Annotated in this window: 16 protein-coding genes and 1 tRNA gene; 11 read left to right on the top strand and 6 right to left on the bottom strand. The window is 70.1% G+C overall.

The genetic code is table 11. The annotated features are described in order from the left end of the window. The first annotated feature begins 14 nt into the window (after positions 1–14). Complete coding sequence (locus EXE58_RS19675; RefSeq protein WP_208544155.1) at positions 15–377, top strand: MFS transporter; 363 nt, start codon at positions 15–17, stop codon at positions 375–377. Positions 378–460: 83 nt separating this feature from the next. Beyond that, a complete protein-coding gene (locus tag EXE58_RS06600; protein ID WP_208544156.1) occupies positions 461–1,375 on the top strand; it encodes an MFS transporter in 915 nt (304 codons plus the stop codon). 34 nt (positions 1,376–1,409) lie between these two features. On the opposite strand, the gene EXE58_RS06605 is transcribed toward EXE58_RS06600, so the two are convergent. Further along, positions 1,410–3,695, bottom strand: a complete 2,286-nt coding sequence (locus EXE58_RS06605; protein WP_135267126.1) for a putative bifunctional diguanylate cyclase/phosphodiesterase — start codon at positions 3,693–3,695, stop codon at positions 1,410–1,412. A gap of 167 nt (positions 3,696–3,862) precedes the next feature. Between EXE58_RS06605 and EXE58_RS06610 the strand changes: the two genes are divergently transcribed. From EXE58_RS06610 to EXE58_RS06620, 3 genes are all read left to right on the top strand, one after another. Further along, a complete protein-coding gene (locus tag EXE58_RS06610) occupies positions 3,863–5,317 on the top strand; it encodes a hypothetical protein (RefSeq protein ID WP_135267127.1) in 1,455 nt (484 codons plus the stop codon). 472 nt (positions 5,318–5,789) lie between these two features. After that, the gene (locus EXE58_RS06615) at positions 5,790–6,026 is read left to right on the top strand and encodes a hypothetical protein (protein ID WP_135267128.1); all 237 of its coding nucleotides are present in this window, start codon (positions 5,790–5,792) and stop codon (positions 6,024–6,026) included. 21 nt (positions 6,027–6,047) lie between these two features. Further along, positions 6,048–6,662, top strand: coding sequence for a GyrI-like domain-containing protein (locus EXE58_RS06620; protein WP_135267129.1), 615 nt, complete (start codon positions 6,048–6,050; stop codon positions 6,660–6,662). Between the two features lie 12 nt (positions 6,663–6,674). Here the strand turns inward: EXE58_RS06620 and EXE58_RS06625 are convergent, their stop codons facing one another. From EXE58_RS06625 to EXE58_RS06635, 3 genes are read right to left on the bottom strand one after another with little or no spacing between them, the layout of a single operon-like run. Next, complete coding sequence (locus tag EXE58_RS06625; protein ID WP_135267130.1) at positions 6,675–7,580, bottom strand: haloalkane dehalogenase; 906 nt, start codon at positions 7,578–7,580, stop codon at positions 6,675–6,677. 36 nt (positions 7,581–7,616) lie between these two features. After that, positions 7,617–8,285 (bottom strand): 3-oxoacid CoA-transferase subunit B, encoded by a 669-nt coding sequence (locus EXE58_RS06630; RefSeq protein WP_135267131.1) that lies wholly within the window; start codon positions 8,283–8,285, stop codon positions 7,617–7,619. Position 8,286: 1 nt separating this feature from the next. Further along, a complete protein-coding gene (locus EXE58_RS06635) occupies positions 8,287–9,099 on the bottom strand; it encodes a CoA transferase subunit A (RefSeq protein ID WP_135267132.1) in 813 nt (270 codons plus the stop codon). A 137-nt stretch (positions 9,100–9,236) separates the two neighbouring features. Here EXE58_RS06635 and EXE58_RS06640 point away from each other — a divergent pair, with 137 nt between their 5' ends. The 3 genes from EXE58_RS06640 to bagB are packed head-to-tail and all read left to right on the top strand — an operon-like array spanning position 9,237 to position 12,202. Then, the gene (locus tag EXE58_RS06640; protein ID WP_135267133.1) at positions 9,237–9,992 is read left to right on the top strand and encodes an IclR family transcriptional regulator; all 756 of its coding nucleotides are present in this window, start codon (positions 9,237–9,239) and stop codon (positions 9,990–9,992) included. 45 nt (positions 9,993–10,037) lie between these two features. Next, positions 10,038–11,057 carry an ATPase BagA gene (gene bagA, locus EXE58_RS06645; RefSeq protein ID WP_244242458.1) on the top strand — a complete coding sequence of 340 codons (1,020 nt, stop codon included), beginning with the start codon at positions 10,038–10,040 and terminating at the stop codon, positions 11,055–11,057. Then, a complete protein-coding gene (gene bagB, locus EXE58_RS06650; protein ID WP_208544157.1) occupies positions 11,054–12,202 on the top strand; it encodes an ArsA family ATPase in 1,149 nt (382 codons plus the stop codon). Before bagA ends, bagB begins: the two co-directional genes overlap by 4 nt. On the opposite strand, the gene EXE58_RS06655 is transcribed toward bagB, so the two are convergent. Then, positions 12,192–12,479, bottom strand: coding sequence for a WhiB family transcriptional regulator (locus EXE58_RS06655; protein ID WP_135267134.1), 288 nt, complete (start codon positions 12,477–12,479; stop codon positions 12,192–12,194). The genes bagB and EXE58_RS06655 overlap by 11 nt on opposite strands. A gap of 192 nt (positions 12,480–12,671) precedes the next feature. Here EXE58_RS06655 and EXE58_RS06660 point away from each other — a divergent pair, with 192 nt between their 5' ends. After that, complete coding sequence (locus EXE58_RS06660; protein ID WP_167288728.1) at positions 12,672–15,077, top strand: transglycosylase domain-containing protein; 2,406 nt, start codon at positions 12,672–12,674, stop codon at positions 15,075–15,077. On the opposite strand, the gene EXE58_RS06665 is transcribed toward EXE58_RS06660, so the two are convergent. Continuing rightward, positions 15,074–15,532, bottom strand: coding sequence for a GatB/YqeY domain-containing protein (locus tag EXE58_RS06665; RefSeq protein ID WP_208544158.1), 459 nt, complete (start codon positions 15,530–15,532; stop codon positions 15,074–15,076). The genes EXE58_RS06660 and EXE58_RS06665 overlap by 4 nt on opposite strands. Before the next feature lie 26 nt (positions 15,533–15,558). On the opposite strand from EXE58_RS06665, the gene EXE58_RS06670 reads away from it, so the two are divergent. Then, a complete protein-coding gene (locus EXE58_RS06670) occupies positions 15,559–16,497 on the top strand; it encodes a metallophosphoesterase (RefSeq protein ID WP_135267136.1) in 939 nt (312 codons plus the stop codon). A gap of 98 nt (positions 16,498–16,595) precedes the next feature. Further along, positions 16,596–16,672, top strand: a tRNA-Pro gene (locus tag EXE58_RS06675). Positions 16,673–16,779: the final 107 nt, after the last annotated feature.

Raw genomic sequence — 16,779 nt, forward strand, 5'->3', positions numbered from 1 at the left:
GTAGCGTCCGGGACGTGAACACGACGGGGAAGCGGGAGGGCATCCTCGCGCCTGCCTATCTCGCCACCACGGCGGCTGCCTTCTCCCTCATCATGTTCGTGGCGTTCGAGGCGATGGCCGTCGCGACGGTGATGCCCACCGTCGCCCGCGACCTGGACGGCTTCGACCTCTTCGCCCTCTCCTTCGGCGCCCCGCTGGCCAGTGGGGTCGTGGGCATGGTGGTCGCCGGGATGTGGAGCGATCGCACAGGTCCGGCCGTGCCGCTGCTCGCCTCGCTCGGCCTGTTCTCCCTCGGGCTGCTCATCTGCGGCCTGGCGCCGACGATGGAGGTGCTCCTCGTCGGGAGGGTGGTCCAGGGCCTGGGGGAGGCGCGCTGATCGTCGGGCTCTACGTCCTCGTCGGGCTCGTCTACCCCTCGCTGCTGCAGCCAGCCATCTTCGCGACCTTCGCGGCGGCCTGGGTGCTGCCCTCGCTCTTCGGCCCGTGGCTGGCCGCGCTCGTCGCCGAGCAGTGGAGCTGGCGCTGGGTGTTCGTCGGGGTGGTCGCGCCGGTCGCCGTGGCGCTGGTCCTGCTGACGCCGGCACTGCGGGGGCTGAGCCCGCACGCGGAAGCCACCGACACTCCTGCGTCCCGGCTCTGGTGGGCGGTGACCGGGGCCGTCGCCGTGCTCGTCCTCGAACTCCTCGGCTCCTCCGCCCGGCTCGTCCTCGCCCTGGCAGCGGTGGCCGCGCTGGTCGTCGTGCTCGTCGCGCTGGTGCGCCTGCTCCCGCCCGGAACCTTGGTGGGCCGCCGCGGACTGCCGGCCGTCATCGCCACTCGCGGCCTGCTGAGCGGGGTCTTCTTCGCCGTCGAGGCCTACATCGTCTACGTCCTGCAGGACCACTGGCACCTCACCCCGACCCGGGCCGGCATCGCCCTGACCGTGGTCGGCCTCGTCTGGGCGGTCTCGAGCCAGGCGCAGTCCCGCCTCGGCGCCCGCATCTCCCATCCCCGTGCCATGCTCGCCGGCACGACCGTGGTCCTGGTCGGGACGGCCGGCCTCGCCGTCACTGTCGCGTCGCTCGACTCGGGGGCAACGCTTCCGGCATGGGTGCCCGCGGCGACCTACGTGCTCGCCGGCGCCGGGATGGGGTTCGCCTACCCGCGCACCAGCGTGGCCATGCTCGAGGTCTCCACCGACCGCGACCGCGGCTTCAACTCCGCTGCGCTGTCGGTGGCCGACTCGCTCGGCGCAGCGCTCGCCCTCTCGCTCTCGGGCATCGCCTTCGCCATCGCCGAACGCCAGGGAGCAGACCCCTTCCTGGTGGTGTTCTCCCTCGCTGCGACAGGCGGCCTGCTGGGTGTCGCCGTCGCGGCCAGGACGCGCGCCGACTGACGGTGCCCGTCGAGGTGGACGTGCCCGGAGCGAGCTAGACGACGTCGGCCGCGCGGGGGACCTCGCGGCTCACGCCCGGCGGCCCCTCCACCGCCTCCGCGGGCAGGGGTCGAGCGAACAGGTAGCCCTGGACCGAGTCCGCCGCGAGGGCGCGCAGCTCCTCCAGCTGGTCCTGGGTCTCGACGCCCTCGGCCACGACCTGCATCCCACAGCTGTGCGCCGCCCTGACCATGAGCGTCACCAGGTCGCGGTCTGCGGGCGTCGTGAAGGTGACGAACTGCTTGTCGATCTTGAGAGTGTCGGCCGGCATCCGCTGGAGCTGGCCGATGGAGGTGTAGCCGGTGCCGAAGTCGTCGATGCTGATCGAGACACCCAGCTCCTTCAGGGCGAGCAGGTGGGTCGCCGCGGTGGGCACGTCGACGAGCACGGACTCGGTGATCTCCAGCACGAGGCGCTCGGCAGGCAGTCCCGAGCGGGCCAGTGCGTTCTCGACGTCCGCGACGATGCCTGCCTCTGCGAGGTGCCTGCCGGAGATGTTGACCGCGACGGTGATTTCTCCGTAGCGCTCCGGTTCGCGCGCAGTCCACCTGGACAGCTGGCCGGTCGCCTCCCGGAGCACCCAGCGGCCGATCTCACAGATCAGGTCGGACTTCTCGGCGACCGGGATGAAGGTGTCGGGCGGCTGCGGACCGAACCCGGGGCGGTGCCACCGGATCAAGGCCTCGTAGCCCTCGATGACGTCCGTCTCGGTGGCGACCACTGGCTGGTAGTGGAGTGCGAACTCACCCTGCGTGAGAGCGGTGCCGAGCGCTGCCTCCAGGGCTGCCTGCTGGTCGAGCTCGAGCCGCAGCGCCTTGCCGAACACGTGGGTGCGCCCGCCTCCGGCCGCCTTGGCCCGCGCGCTTGCGACGTCCGCCTCGTGGAGCAGCTGGCGGGCGTTCGTGCGCGCATCCACGCTGAAGGCGATCCCGATGCTGGCGCCCGGGGTCATGCTCGTGCCGCCGACGATGAACGGGGCGGCCAGCGCACGGACGATGTGATCGGCGAGGTCGAGCGCCTCGGCCTCCGACCCCAGCACCTCCAGCAGTACGACGAACTCGTCACCCCCGAGCCGGCCGACCGTGTCGCCCTCGCGGACCGACTCGCGAATCCTGCGTGCCGCCTCGCACAGGACCGCGTCACCAGCGCGGTGCCCGAGCTTGTCGTTGATGACCTTGAACCTGTCGAGGTCCACGAACAGGAGGGCGGAGAGCGTGCCGGCGCGCTGTCCCCGGTGCAGCGCGCTCTCGACCTGCTCGAGCACCGAGGCTCGGTTCGCCAGTCCGGTGAGCGAGTCGTGGGCGACCTCGTGGGAGAGCACGCGCTGCAACCGGTCGCGCTGCGAGGCCGTCGCGACCACCTCCCTGATGGCGATGGTCATCCGGGCGACGACGAGCAGGAAGAGCACCATGGAGCAGACGACCACCGCCCACACGTTCGGGGTCACGCCGATGAGCAGCTGGACGGCGAGCGTCAGCGGGGCGACCAGAACGGCGAGCGTGAGCCCGAACGTGCGTGTCCGGCTGAACGCTCGGGACTCTTCGTCGGTCGGCTCGCACACGCGCGACATCGACGGATGCAGTGCAGCCGCCCCCCACAGCACGTAGGAAGCGAGCCACAGGACGTCCATCACCACGGTGTAGTGGTCCTGGAAGTACGGCGCCGCGAACATCGTGTCCGCGGCGACGAGCAGCAGGACCGCCCCGATGAGGAAACGGAAGGCAGCGGTGCGGAGGCCGGGGGTGCTGAGCAGGCGCACCATGAAACCCAGCAGCAGGATGTCGAGCACCGGGTAGGCGAAGGCGATGAGCCGGTGGGACAACGGTCCGGCGGCCTCGTCGAGGATCGGGCCGGCCAGGGAGGCCCACACGAACAACCCGAAGGCGATCGAGACGATCGAGCTGTCGATGCGCCCGGCCGCATCGGATCCTGCGCGCCGGCGGGCGAGGATGAGCACGGCCAGCCCGGCGAGGAGGAGGGGGTAGCCGGCCAGGTAGAGCACGTCCGCGAACGAGGGGAACGGATCGATCCCGAGCACGTCCTCGTACCAGATCCACAGCACGTCGGCGGCGACCCACGCCAGCAGGCCCAGTGCCATGAGGGTCCACGGCACCCTGGTGCTGGGGCGGTGCAGACGCACCCCGACCATGATCGCCACGACGCTGGAGCCCCCGATCAGCACGTACACGAGGTCCTGTGGGATGCCAGAGGGCAAGGTCAGGTAGAGCACCAGGGCTGGAATGCTCCCAGCGAGGTACGTCTGCCACCACCGACCCGGCACGTGTGGCTCCTTGCATTCTCGTCGACACGCACGTGTTGTGTCGGAGGGCCGATTTTGCCTTGGAACGTTCGACCTCGTGGCGGTTTCGCTGCATCTATGGAGATGGCCTCCATTTCTCACGCTCGACCGGCCGCGCAGTGTCAGTGGGGCGCTCTAGAATCGAACACATGATCGACTGCTTGGACGAGCTCGACGCAGCAGCACTCCTTGCTGCCGCTGCCGATGTCGTGCACGAGCGGCGCCTCGCCGAGGTCCGCGACCTCGAGGTCCTCGCCCAGTGGGCCGCGATCCACTCTGACGACCCGACCCAGGGCCCTGACGGCAGTGCGGCCAAGCTCTTGGGAGACGTGCTGGTGCAGGTCGGCGGGGACGGCACTCCCGGGGTCCAGGACTTCTGTCTGGGCGAGATCGCCCTGGCGCGTGGCACTGGCGTGACCGCCACCAGCAATGCGTTGGCAGACGTCCTCGACCTGCAGCACCGGCTCCCGCTCATGTGGGGGGTGTGCCTGCGCGGTGAGTGCGAGGCGTGGGTGGCTCGGCGAGTCGCCAAGCTGTCGCGCTCCCTGCCTGCAGACAAGGTCGGGGTCGTCGACTCCGCCATCTCGCGGATGATCGCCACCGAGTCCGCGGGCCGGGTCCTGCAGGTGGCCGAGGCCAAGGTCATCGAGGCAGACCCTGAGGCCCACGAGGACAGGTGCGAGGCCGAACGGCGTCGCCGCTTCGCGAGCCTGGGGCGCGCCGACGAGTTCGGCCTGCGGATGCTGATCGCCCGTCTCGACGCGGGCGACGCTGTCGCCGTGGAGGCCACGCTCTGCCGGGTCGCCGAGATCATCGAGCCGCTGCACCCCGAGGCACAGGGCGACGAGCTCCGCGCGCTCGCGTTCGCCTGGCTGGCGCGGCCGGCCGAACTGCTCACGCTCCTGCTGGAGCACGCCGAGTCGGCAGTGAATCCCGAGCTCGACCTCGGTCTCGACGCCGCCGAGGAGTCTGAGCAGCCCGCGGCGGCTCGTGCCTTGGCGTTCCCCGCCGATCTGCTGGCAGCGCTGCGCGACGTCGACCTGAGCCCGCTGGCCACCAGGGCCGTGCTGCACGTCCACCTGCACGAGGCGGCGCTCCACGGCACTCCGGGCGTGGCGCGGGTCGAGGGCTTCGGACCGACCACGCTGGCCCGTCTCTCCGACCTGCTGGGCCGCACCGACCTGAGGATCCAGCCGGTCAAGGACCTCTCCGACAGAGTGCGCTACACCGCCTACGAGCACCCCGAGTCGCTACGCGACCAGGTCCACCTCGTCACCGGCGGCGACTACTGGCCCTACGCCGCTTCCACCAGCCGCAAGGTCGACCTCGACCACCCGACGTCGTTCAACCACGGCGACGACGGTCGAGATCCCCCGCCGGACCAGACCGGCTCCCACAACTCCGGCCCACTGGGTCGACGACATCACCGCTGGAAGACCCACGCGGGATACCGATCACGCCAGTGCGGCGAGGGTCGCTACGTCTGGCTGACCCCCCACGGGCTCGGCTTCCTCGTCGATCACGCGGGCACCCACCGCATCCATCCCGAGAGGGCGCGGATGATCTTGGACGCACCGGCCGGGGTGGACATCTACCCCGTGTAGTGCCCCCTCACATCGTGAGCATCCGACGGGTCATGGCGAAACGCCCGCGAGACTGCACCCGTGCTCATCGGTACGTGGAACCTCGCTGGACGCTGGGACGCTCGACACCTCCACGTGCTCGAAGCGATGGATTGTGACGTGCTGCTTCTCACGGAGGTCTCCGAACGCCTGAGTCTTCCTGGGTATGACGTGCACCTGACCCGATTACTCATGGCACCCAAGCGACGGTGGGCCGCCGTCGCCTCCCGGTTGCCCATGTCTCCTCAACCAGACCCCCATGGCGCCTCGGCCATGGTCGAGCTGGAGGAGATGCGCGTGTGTTCCTCGATCCTGCCCTGGCGCTCCTGCGGCAGTCGCGAGCCCTGGGTCGGGGACACCAGCGCAGAAAAGACCGGTGCCGCCGTGGCCGCCGTAGAGTCCACCGCGCCGTCGATCTGGGGTGGCGACTGGAATCACGCCCTGTCCGGCAGGGGTGGACCGGCTCAATCGCGGGTCGAAGTCGTTGCTCGCAGCTGTGGAACGTCTGGAACTCCAGGTGCCAACCGCCGCCCTGCCCCATCAGATCGAAGAACTGCTCACGATCGATCACATCGCCATCCCCAGGTCCTGGAGCGTCCGTGCCGCGCAGCGGCACCCTGCCTTGGTGGGACAGACCCGCCTCTCCGACCACGACGCCTATGTCGTCGAGGCCGTCACCCCGGACCGTTGACGCACACGCCAGACTGATGGCGTGAAGATCGACTTCAAGAAGTCGTACGACTCCTACCGAGCGCGAAGCGGGGAGTTCCGGGTCCTCGACGTCCCGGTGATGCAGTACCTCATGGTGGACGGGCACGGCGATCCCAACACCTCGCAGGACTATGCCGACGCGCTCGCAGCGCTCTACCCGGTCGCCTACACGCTGAAGTTCTCCAGCAAGCGGGAGCTCGAACGCGACTACGTGGTCCCTCCGCTGGAGGCCCTGTGGTGGGCGACGGACATGACCGTCTTCACCTCCGCGCGCGACAAGTCACAGTGGAGCTGGACGTTGATGCTCATGACGCCCGACTGGATCGACTCACAGCTGTACCGCGACGCTGTGGGAACCGTGGCGGCGAAGGATCGCCCGGCCAGCCTGGGCAAGGTGCGGCTCGAGACCCTCGACGAAGGGCGCTGCGTCCAGACGCTGCACATCGGCCCTTACGACGACGAGGCCGCCGTCCTCGCCGACATGCACGACCGCTTCATCCCGGAGACAGGACTCCGGATGTCGGGGAAGCACCACGAGATCTACCTCAACGACGCCCGGCGGGTCGAGCCTGCGAAGCTGCGCACGATCCTGCGTCAGCCGGTCGAGGTCTCGTAGCGCCCGGGACGGTCAGCCCAGCATGAAGTCCGCGACAATCCGGCCGAGCTCCGCGCCGGCGTCCTCCTGGAGGAAGTGGCCGGCGTTCTCGATGATGGGGTGGTCGAGGCCGCGCGTGCCGGGGATCAACTTGCGCATGATCGGTGCCATCGCCCCGGTGATGGGGTCGCGGTCGCTGAAAGCCAGCAGGAACGGCGTCTCGCTGGCCGAGAGCACCTCCCACGCGGCGCGGTTCGCCTCGCTGGCCGGGTCGTCGGGGCGCGTCGGGACCAGGGTCGGCATCACTCGGGGGCCTGCCTTGGAGCGCTCCTCGGGGAACGGTGCGTCGTAGGCAGCCCGGACGTCGTCGCCCATCGGACGAACGCAGCCGCTGGCGACCAGACGACCGATGTCGAGGACCTCGGCCGTCTCGACAGCGCGACGGAACTCCCACCAGATCTCCGGCATGTTGAAGTCTCCGGTCGGCAGTCCCGTGTTGGCCGCGACCACCCGGGCGAAGCGGTCCGGGTGCTCGGCCAGTAGACGCAGACCGATCAGCCCGCCCCAGTCCTGACCGACGAGGGTCACGTCACGCAGGTCGAGATGGTCGAAGACCAGCTCACGCGTCCACTCGACCAGCCGGGCGTAGGAGTAGTCACCTTGGGCCAGCGGCTTGTCGGAGCGGCCGAAGCCGATCAGGTCGGGCGCGACGCAGCGGACACCTCGCTCGGTGAGCTCCCTGATCGTGTGCCGGTAGAGGAACGACCACGACGGCTCGCCGTGCAGCAGCAGTGCGACCGGACCGTCGGCGGGACCCGCGTCGACGTACGCCATCCGCAGGGTGCCGCCGTCCGGGTCACCCACCTCGGCGTAGGCCGGCTCCCAGGGGAAGTCGGGGCAGTGGTCGAAAGCGGCGTCCGGGGTTCGGTAGACCTCCATGCCGGCCAGTCTTGCAGGCCGCGATACCGGCAGGCCTCAGACCAGCTCGGGCTCGGTCTTCTCCCGCACCTCGTCCTCGGTGACGCCCGGCGCCAGCTCCACGAGCTTCAGCGCCCGGTCCCCCGGCGTGCCGGAGGGCGCGACCTCACCGGTGGCGGGGTCGATCACGTCGATGACGGCCAGGTCGGTGATGATCCGCTGGACGATGCGCCTGCCGGTGTAGGGCAGGTTGTTCTCGTTGAGGATCTTCAGCGAGCCGTCCTTGGCGGTGTGCTCCATCAGCACGATCACGCGCTTGGCGCCGTGCACGAGGTCCATAGCGCCGCCCATGCCCTTGACCATCTTGCCGGGGATCATCCAGTTGGAGATGTCGCCGTTCACCGAGACCTGCATGGCGCCGAGGATCGCGGCGTCGATCTTGCCGCCGCGGATCATCCCGAAGGACGTCGCGGAGTCGAAGAACGACGCACCCTTGCGCAGCGTCACGGTCTCCTTGCCGGCGTTGATGAGGTCGGGGTCCTCCTCACCCTCGAAGGGGTAGGGGCCGACTCCGAGGATGCCGTTCTCGGACTGCAGCACCAGCTCGACGTCGTCGGCGACGTAGTTGGGCACCAGCGTCGGGAGACCGATGCCGAGGTTCACGTAGGAGCCGTCGGTCAGCTCCGAGGCGGCGCGGGCGGCCATCTCCTCACGAGTCCAGCCCATGTCAGTTGTCCTCCTGCGTCGAAGCGGTCGGGCGGGGCCGCGTCGTCACGCGCTCGATGCGCTTGTCGGCGGCCTGCTCGGGCGTCAGCGCCACGACGCGCGCGACGTAGACGCCGGGCGTGTGGACGTCGTTCGGGTCGAGCTCGCCGGGCTCGACGAGCTCCTCGACCTCGGCGATCGTCACCCGGCCGCACATGGCGGCGAGCGGGTTGAAGTTGCGGGCGGAGTCGCGGAAGACGAGGTTGCCGTGGCGGTCGCCCTTCCAGGCACGCACCAGGCCGAAGTCGGCGACGATCGCCCTCTCGAGGACGAACTCCTTCTCGACCGTCACGTCCGCGCCCTCCTTGACCTCGAAGACCTTGGTCTCCTTGGGCGGCGAGGCGATCTCGACGTTGCCGTCGGCGTCGTACTTCCACGGCAGGCCGCCCTCGGCGACCTGGGTGCCGGCGCCGGTGATCGTGTAGAAGCCGGGGATGCCGGAGCCACCGGCGCGCATCCGCTCGGCGAGCGTGCCCTGGGGCGTCAGCTCCACCTCCAGCTCGCCGGAGAGGTACTGCCGGGCGAACTCCTTGTTCTCGCCGACGTAGGACGACACCATCCGGCGCAGCCGCTTCTCCATGAGCAGCTTGCCCAGTCCCCAGTCGTCGACGCCGCAGTTGTTGGAGACGGCCTCGAGGTCGGTGGTGCCGGCGTCCAGCAGCGCGTCGATGAGGACCGACGGGATGCCGCAGAGCCCGAAGCCGCCGACCGCGAGGGTCGCGCCGTCCGGGATGTCCGCGACCGCTTCCGCCGCGCTGGCGACGACCTTGTCCATGAGTCCTCCACGGGTGTTCAGCGGGTGCACGAGTCCCCTCGATTCAAGGCAACCCGGACCGTGTCGTCAACGCCCGACCATCCAGAGGACGCGAATCAGTCGTTGGACGGAAAGCACGGTCAGGTAGTGTCCACTCAGTGGACGCACCTGTGGACGTCGTGGGGCGGGTCTCGCGCCTGCTCCGAGCAGTCTCCGAGCACGAGCCTGCGGGATCCACCACCTCCGACGCCGCCCGCACCGCCGGCCTCGCCCGACCCACCGCCCACCGGCTGCTCACCCACCTCGCGGCCGTCGGGCTCGTCGAGCGCGACGGCGCAGGCCTGTGGGTTCTCGGCCCCGAGCTCTACTTCCTCGGCAGTGCGGCGTCGGCGAGGTACGACGTCACCTCGCTGGCCCAGCCCGTGGTGCGGCGTCTCAGCGTCGCCACCGGCGAGAGTGCGTTCTTCTCCGCGCGCCGGGGGGACGAGACGATCTGCCTGCTCCGCGAGGACGGCAGCTTCCCGATCCGCTCGCACGTGCTGCACGAGGGCATCCGGTTCCCCCTCGGTGTCGCCTCGGCGGGCCTGGCGATCCTGGCGTTCCTCGACGACAACGAGATCGATGGCTGGCTCGCGCGCGCCGACCTCGAGGCGTCGTACGGCGCCGCCCACGCGGCCGCGGCGGTCCGCGAACGGATCGCCGCGACGCGTCGGCGCGGCTACGCCGTCAACCCCGGGCTCATCGTCGAGGGCAGCTGGGGGATGGCGGCCGCGGTGTTCGACGCCGACGAGCGGCCCGTCGGCGCGCTGAGCCTCACCGGGATCGAGCAGCGCTTCCGCTCGGCGAGGCAGCGCGAGCTCGGGGCGATGCTCATGCACGAGGCGCACGAGCTGGGGAAGGCGATGCGCGGCTGACCTGCGGCAACCCTTGTTCCCGTCGGGCTGGCTATCCTCGCCAAGGTGACCCTCCACGCAGACATCGGCTCGGACTGGCCACAGGTCCGTCTGCACGTGGTCACCGGCAAGGGCGGGACCGGCAAGTCCACGGTCGCCGCGGCCCTGGCGATGGCGCTGGCCACCACGGGCAAGAACGTCCTCCTCTGCGAGGTCGAGGGCCGCCAGGGGATCGCCCGGATGTTCGACGTCGACCCGCTGCCCTACGAGGAGCGGCGACTCGCCAAGGGCGTGCCGGACGAGTCCGGTCGCGCCGGGCAGGTCCACGCGCTCCACATCGATCCGGAGTCGGCGCTGCTGGAGTACCTCGCGATGTACTACAAGCTCGGACGCGCCGGGAAGGCGCTGGACCGCTTCGGCGTCATCGACTTCGCCACGACGATCGCGCCCGGCGTGCGCGACGTGCTCCTCACCGGGAAGGTCTACGAGGCGGTCCAGCGCAACTCCCGCCACAAGGGCGCGATCATCTACGACGCGGTCGTCCTGGACGCCCCGCCGACCGGCCGGATCGCCCAGTTCCTCGGGGTCAACTCCGAGCTGGCGGGCCTCGCGCGCGTGGGACCGATCAAGACGCAGGCCGACAAGGTCATGGCCCTGCTGAAGTCACCGCAGACCGCCGTGCACCTGGTGACCGTCCTGGAAGAGATGCCCGTCCAGGAGACCAGCGACGGCATCACCGAGCTGAGGAACAACGGACTCCCGGTCGGCGGCGTCGTGGTCAACATGGTCCGTCCACGCGACCTCGACGAGGCTGCCCTGGCGTCGATCCGCCGCGGCAAGGTCGACCGTCCCCGCATCGCCGCCGACCTGGGCCGTGCCGGGATCGAGGCCGACGACGACCTGGTCGGGGCCCTGGTCGCCGAGGCGGGCGCCCACGCGGAGCGCCGTGCGCTCGAGGACTCCCAGCGCAAGGTCGTCGCCGAGCTGGGTGTCCCGACCTACGAGCTCGCCCGCCTGGCCGGTGGGGTCGACCGGGGAGGGCTGCTCGAGCTCGCCGAGGCGATGCGGGAGCAGGGACTGGCATGAGCGAGCACGACATCCCCACCCTCGACGTCGACGCACTGCTCGACGACCCCGGCACCGGCATCATCGTGTGCTGCGGCTCGGGCGGCGTGGGCAAGACCACGACCTCGGCGGCGCTGGCGCTGCGCGCCGCAGAACGCGGCAGGCACGTCGTCGTCCTGACCATCGACCCCGCCCGGCGCCTCGCCCAGGCCATGGGCATCGAGAGGCTCGACAACACGCCGCGACCGGTCCCGGGCGTGGCGTCTCCCGGATCGCTCGACGCCATGATGCTCGACATGAAGCGCACCTTCGACGAGGTGGTCGAGAGCCAGGCCAGCCCTGAGAAGGCACGTCAGATCCTGGAGAACCCGTTCTACGTGGCCCTGTCGAGCTCCTTCGCCGGCACCCAGGAGTACATGGCGATGGAGAAGCTCGGCCAGCTGCACCGCCAGGCGCAGAAGGACGGCACCTACGACCTCATCGTCGTCGACACACCGCCCTCGCGCTCGGCGCTCGACTTCCTCGACGCGCCCGAGCGGCTCTCCAGCTTCCTCGACGGTCGCTTCATCCGGCTCCTCCTCGCGCCTGCGCGCGGCCCGGCCCGGCTGATGACTGCGGGACTGTCGGTGGTGACCAACGCGCTGACCAAGATCCTGGGGGCGCAGGTGCTGCGCGACATGCAGACGTTCGTCGCGGCCTTCGACACGCTCTTCGGGGGGTTCCGCCAGCGGGCCGAGAAGACGTTCGCGCTGCTCCAGGACGAGCGTACGACGTTCCTCGTGGTGGCCGCGCCCGAGGCTGACGCGCTGCGTGAGGCGGCCTACTTCGTCGAGCGGCTGACCGACGACGACATGCCGCTGGGGGGCCTGGTGGTCAACCGCGCGAGCCCGACGCCCATGACGGACCTGTCGGCAGAGGAGGCGGTGGCGGGTGCCGACCGCCTCGTCCAGCGCGACCAGTCCTCGCTCACCGCCGGGATGCTGCGGCTGCACGCCGACCGCATGCGGATCGTGGAGCGCGAGACGCACCTTCGCAGCCGGTTCGCCGCGGCCCACCCGCAGGTGCCGACGGCGGTGGTGCCGGCGCTGTCCACCGACGTCCACGACCTCGAGGGCCTGCGACTCATCGGCGACCTGCTGGCCGACGACGTCTCAGTCAGACGGTGACGGGCTTCTGGGACTGCTCGGCGCGAGCGGTCTCCAGGATGGAGCGCCAGGACGCGGCCGGACGGCGCTTCAGGAGGGCCCGGCGCTCACGCTCGGTCATGCCGCCCCAGACACCCCACTCGATCTGGTTGTCGAGCGCCTCGGCCAGGCACTCGGTCCGCACGGGGCAACCCGCGCAAACGGCCTTGGCCTTGTTCTGCTCCGCACCTCGAACGAAGAGCGCGTCCGGAGTATCTGCCTTGCACGCCGCTCGCGACGCCCAGTCCTCGACCCACATGTTGTTTCCCCACAGTCTCCGGGCTGATTGGCCGCCCCCATAGCGGCCAACTCCGACCCGATGCGAAAAAACTAAACGAAACTCCTGCATCAACACAGAGGCCATGTGGCCCAAATCCCATAGTCCGATGTGACTAGATGACCACGGTCGACAAATGGAAGTGGTATCGAACGCTCCCGTATTCTCTCCACCATGTCCTCTCCCGACCGCTCCACGCCCGACCGCTCCGGCCCCGACGCCGGGCGGGTGGCTGCGCACCTCACCGTCATGGGCGCCGTCGCGGTCGTCATGGGAGTGCTCGCCGCCTGTCTGGTCATCCCCTTCGCCGGGGTGCTGGGCGTGGCGACCAAGGACGCCAGCGAGGGCATGGTCAACCTCCCCGAGGAGCTCGAGGCCAAGGACCTGGCGCAGAAGACCCGCATCTACGACGCCAACGGCAACCTCATCGCCTCCATCTACGACCAGAACCGCATCAACGTCCCTCTCACGCAGATCTCGCGGCGCATGGTCAAGGCGATCGTCGCGATCGAGGACTCCCGGTTCTACGAGCACGGCGCGCTCGACCTCAAGGGCACCCTGCGCGCCTTCCTGACCAACCAGGCCGCCGGGGGTACCACCCAGGGCGGGTCCTCGATCACCCAGCAGATGGTCAAGCAGACGTTGCTCTACCAGGCCGAGAGCGACGCGGAGCGCAAGGCGGCCACCGAGGAGACCTACGCCCGCAAGGTGCGCGAGCTGCGCTACGCCATCGCCTTCGAGAAGAACCACACCAAGGACTGGATCCTCGAGCGCTACCTCAACATCGCCTACTTCGGCGACGGCGCCTTCGGCGTCCAGTCCGCCGCGCGCCACTTCTTCTCCAAGAACGCCAAGGACCTCTCATTCGTGCAGGCCGCGCTGCTCGCCGGGCTCGTGAAGAACCCCGGCGGCTACGACCCCACCGAGTCCCCGGAGCGCGCCAAGGAGCGGCGCAACGTCGTCCTCGAGCGGATGGCCAACCTCGGCGTGATCAGCGAGCAGAAGGCCGAGAAGCTCAAGGGCAAGGGGCTCGGACTCAAGCTGGAGAGGGCTCCCAACGGCTGCCAGCAGTCGCAGGCCCAGTTCTTCTGCGACTATGTCGTCCAGTGGCTCATGCAGGACAAGTCGCTCGGCGAGACCAAGAAGGAGCGCAAGAACCTCATCCGCAACGGCGGGCTGACGATCCAGACCACGCTCGACCTCGACATGCAGAAGGCGGCCGACGAAGCCGTTCGCGCCCACGTCTTCCCGACCGACCAGGCGATCGGCGGCCTGGCGATGGTCGAGCCCGGCACCGGCGAGGTCCGGGCCCTGGCCCAGTCGCGACCGATGGGCACCAACAAGGCGCAGGGCCAGACCCACCTCAACTACGTCGTCCCCGAGAAGTACGGCGACGCCAACGGGTTCCAGGCGGGCTCGACGTTCAAGGTGTTCGTCCTCGCCTCCGCCATCAACCAGGGCATCCCGCTGAGCACCACCATCTCCGCGCCACAGGAGATGAACATCCCTGACGCCGAGTTCGAGACCTGCGAGGGCCCCTACGCCGGAGACGGCATGGGGTGGGACGTCGCCAACTCCACCGGCTCGGGCTCCTACAACCTCTACACCGGGACCCAGAAGTCGGTGAACACCTTCTTCGCCCAGCTGGAGATGGAGACCGGCATGTGCGAGCCCCTCCAGCTGGCCAAGGACATGGGCGTCCGGGTGCCCAAGCCCCAGCAGGTGCCCTCCTGGATCCTGGGCGTCTCCGACAGCAACCCGCTGGAGATGGCGCAGGCCTATGCCACGTTCGCCGCCCGCGGCCTCCACTGCGACGCACGGCCCGTCCGGGCGATCCTCGACTCCAGCGGCGCCCCCCTGAACGAGTACCCCTCGTCCTGCGAGCAGGTCATGCCCGGAGCCACTGCCGACGCGGTCAACGACATCCTGCGCGGCGTCATGGAGCCCGGCGGGTTCGGCCAGAGCATCGCGATCGACAAGCCGTCGGCCGGCAAGACCGGCACCAACAACAGCAACATGTCGGTGTGGTTCGTGGGCTACACCCCCAAGATCGCCACGGCCGCGATGGTGGCCGGAGCCAACTCACTGGGTCACTGGGTCTCGCTGAACGGCCAGCTCGTCGGCGGCAGCCCCATCTACGAGGCCTTCGGCTCAACGGTCGCCGGGCCGATCTGGGGCGACGCGATGGCCGCGATCTCCGCGAAGCTCCCCTACGAGGACTTCCAGCCGCCGGCGGGCGACGAGATCGCCGGCGTGCTCACGACGGTGCCCGAGGTGAGCGGCATGAGCGTCAAGCAGGCGACCACGACCCTCGAGGGCGCGGGCTTCAACGTCGTCCCGGGTGGCGACGTCAACTCCAGCGTGGCCCAGGGCTCGGTGGCCTACTCCTCGCCGCCGGCCGGCTCGGGGCTCAGCAGCGGCGACACGGTGGTCATCTACACCTCCACCGGCTACGTCCCACCCCCGCCCACCACCGACGGCGGCGGCGGCGGGGACGGAGGTGGCGGCAACGGCAACCGCGGGCGCGGGCGCGGCAACGGCGGGGGCAACGGCAACGGGAACGGCAGGGGCAACGACTAGCCGAGCTGGCGTCGTACCTCCGCAGCCACGGCGCCGCCGTCGGCCCTGCCCTTGACCTGGGGGGTCACGACGCCCATGACCTTGCCCATCGCCCGCATGCCCTCCTCAGCGGCGCCGGTCTCTGCGATCGCGGCGGTGACCAGCTCGGCGATCTCTGCCTCGGTCAGGGGGGTCGGCAGGTAGTCGGCGATGACCTCGCCCTCGGCGGCCTCCTTGGCCGCCATCTCCGGGCGGCCCCCCTCGGCGAACGCGGTGGCTGCCTCGCGGCGCTTCTTGGCCTCGCTGGTGAGGACGGTCAGCACGTCGTCGTCGGTGAGCTCGCGCGCTACCTTGCCGGACACCTCGGCGTTGGTGATGGCGGTGAGCACCATCCGCAAGGTCGACGACCGCATCTCGTCGCGTGCCTTCATCGAAGCGGTCAGGTCGGCTCGGAGACGGTCCTTGAGAGCACTCATGTGGTCCATTGTGGCAGCCTTGCGGCGTGGCACTCCTCCCGATTCTCCGGCGCACGGCAGGGCTCGGCGTCGCGGCGGGCCTGGGCCTCACCGCCTACGCCGCCCGGGAGGCGAGGCAGTACACCCTGCGCGAGGAGACCGTGCCGCTCCTGCCTCCTGGCCACGACCCGCTGCGGGTGCTCCACATCAGCGACATCCACCTGGCTCCCGACCAGCGGGCGAAGAGGGAGTGGTTGAGCGGCCTGGCCGCCTGCGAGCCGGACCTGGTGATCGACACGGGTGACAACCTCGCCCACGCGCGCTCCGTGCCGCTCCTGGCCGAGGCCCTCGGCGGACTGCTGGACGTCCCTGGGGCCTACGTGCTCGGCTCCAACGACTACTGGGCGCCCACCATGCGCAACCCGCTCGCCTACCTGCTGCCCGACACGGGGATCCGCCACACGAGCCAGGGCCAGCTCCCCTGGCCGGAGATGAAGCGGCACTTCGACGAATCCGGCTGGATCGACCTGACCAACGGCTTCGGCGAGCTCACCGTGCGCGGCACGAGGATCGCGTTCGCCGGCGTCGACGACCCCCACCTCGAGTACGACGACCTCGACCGGGTCGCCGGTCCCGCCGACGCCTCCGCCGACGTCCGGCTCGCGGTGACCCACGCGCCCTACCTGCGGGTCCTCGACCAGTTCGCCCGCGACGGCTACGACGCGATCATCGCCGGCCACACGCACGGCGGACAGGTGTGCCTGCCCCGGCTCGGTGGCAGGGGCGGTCGGGCGCTGACGACCAACTGCGACCTGGAGACCGCCCGCGCCCGAGGCCTCCACCGTCACCCGGCGGCCTCGGCTCCCGGCGACCCCGGCACCTCGTGGCTGCACGTCTCGGCCGGGCTGGGCACCAACCCCTACGTCCGGCTCCGCGTCGCCTGCCGGCCCGAGGCGACCCTGCTGACGCTGGTGCCGCGGGTCTGAGGCTCCAAGCCGACAGACCGCGGGCGATTTCGGCACCCGCAAACTGCTCCGGTATGCTCGCCGTGCTCTGTGGCTGGGTGACCATCCACGGGGCGGATCGGGCTGTGGCGCAGCTTGGTAGCGCGCCTCGTTCGGGACGAGGAGGCCGCAGGTTCAAATCCTGTCAGCCCGACCACGCGGAGCCTCCCGAGCTCCACCACCGAGCCGGACCTGCACAGCAGGTCCGGCTTCGTGCTTCCCGCCACCGCACACGCGACGCCACCAGATGAATTTCCACTCGCA

The sequence above is a fragment of the Nocardioides seonyuensis genome (assembly GCF_004683965.1).
In the GTDB taxonomy this organism is placed as follows: domain Bacteria; phylum Actinomycetota; class Actinomycetes; order Propionibacteriales; family Nocardioidaceae; genus Nocardioides; species Nocardioides seonyuensis.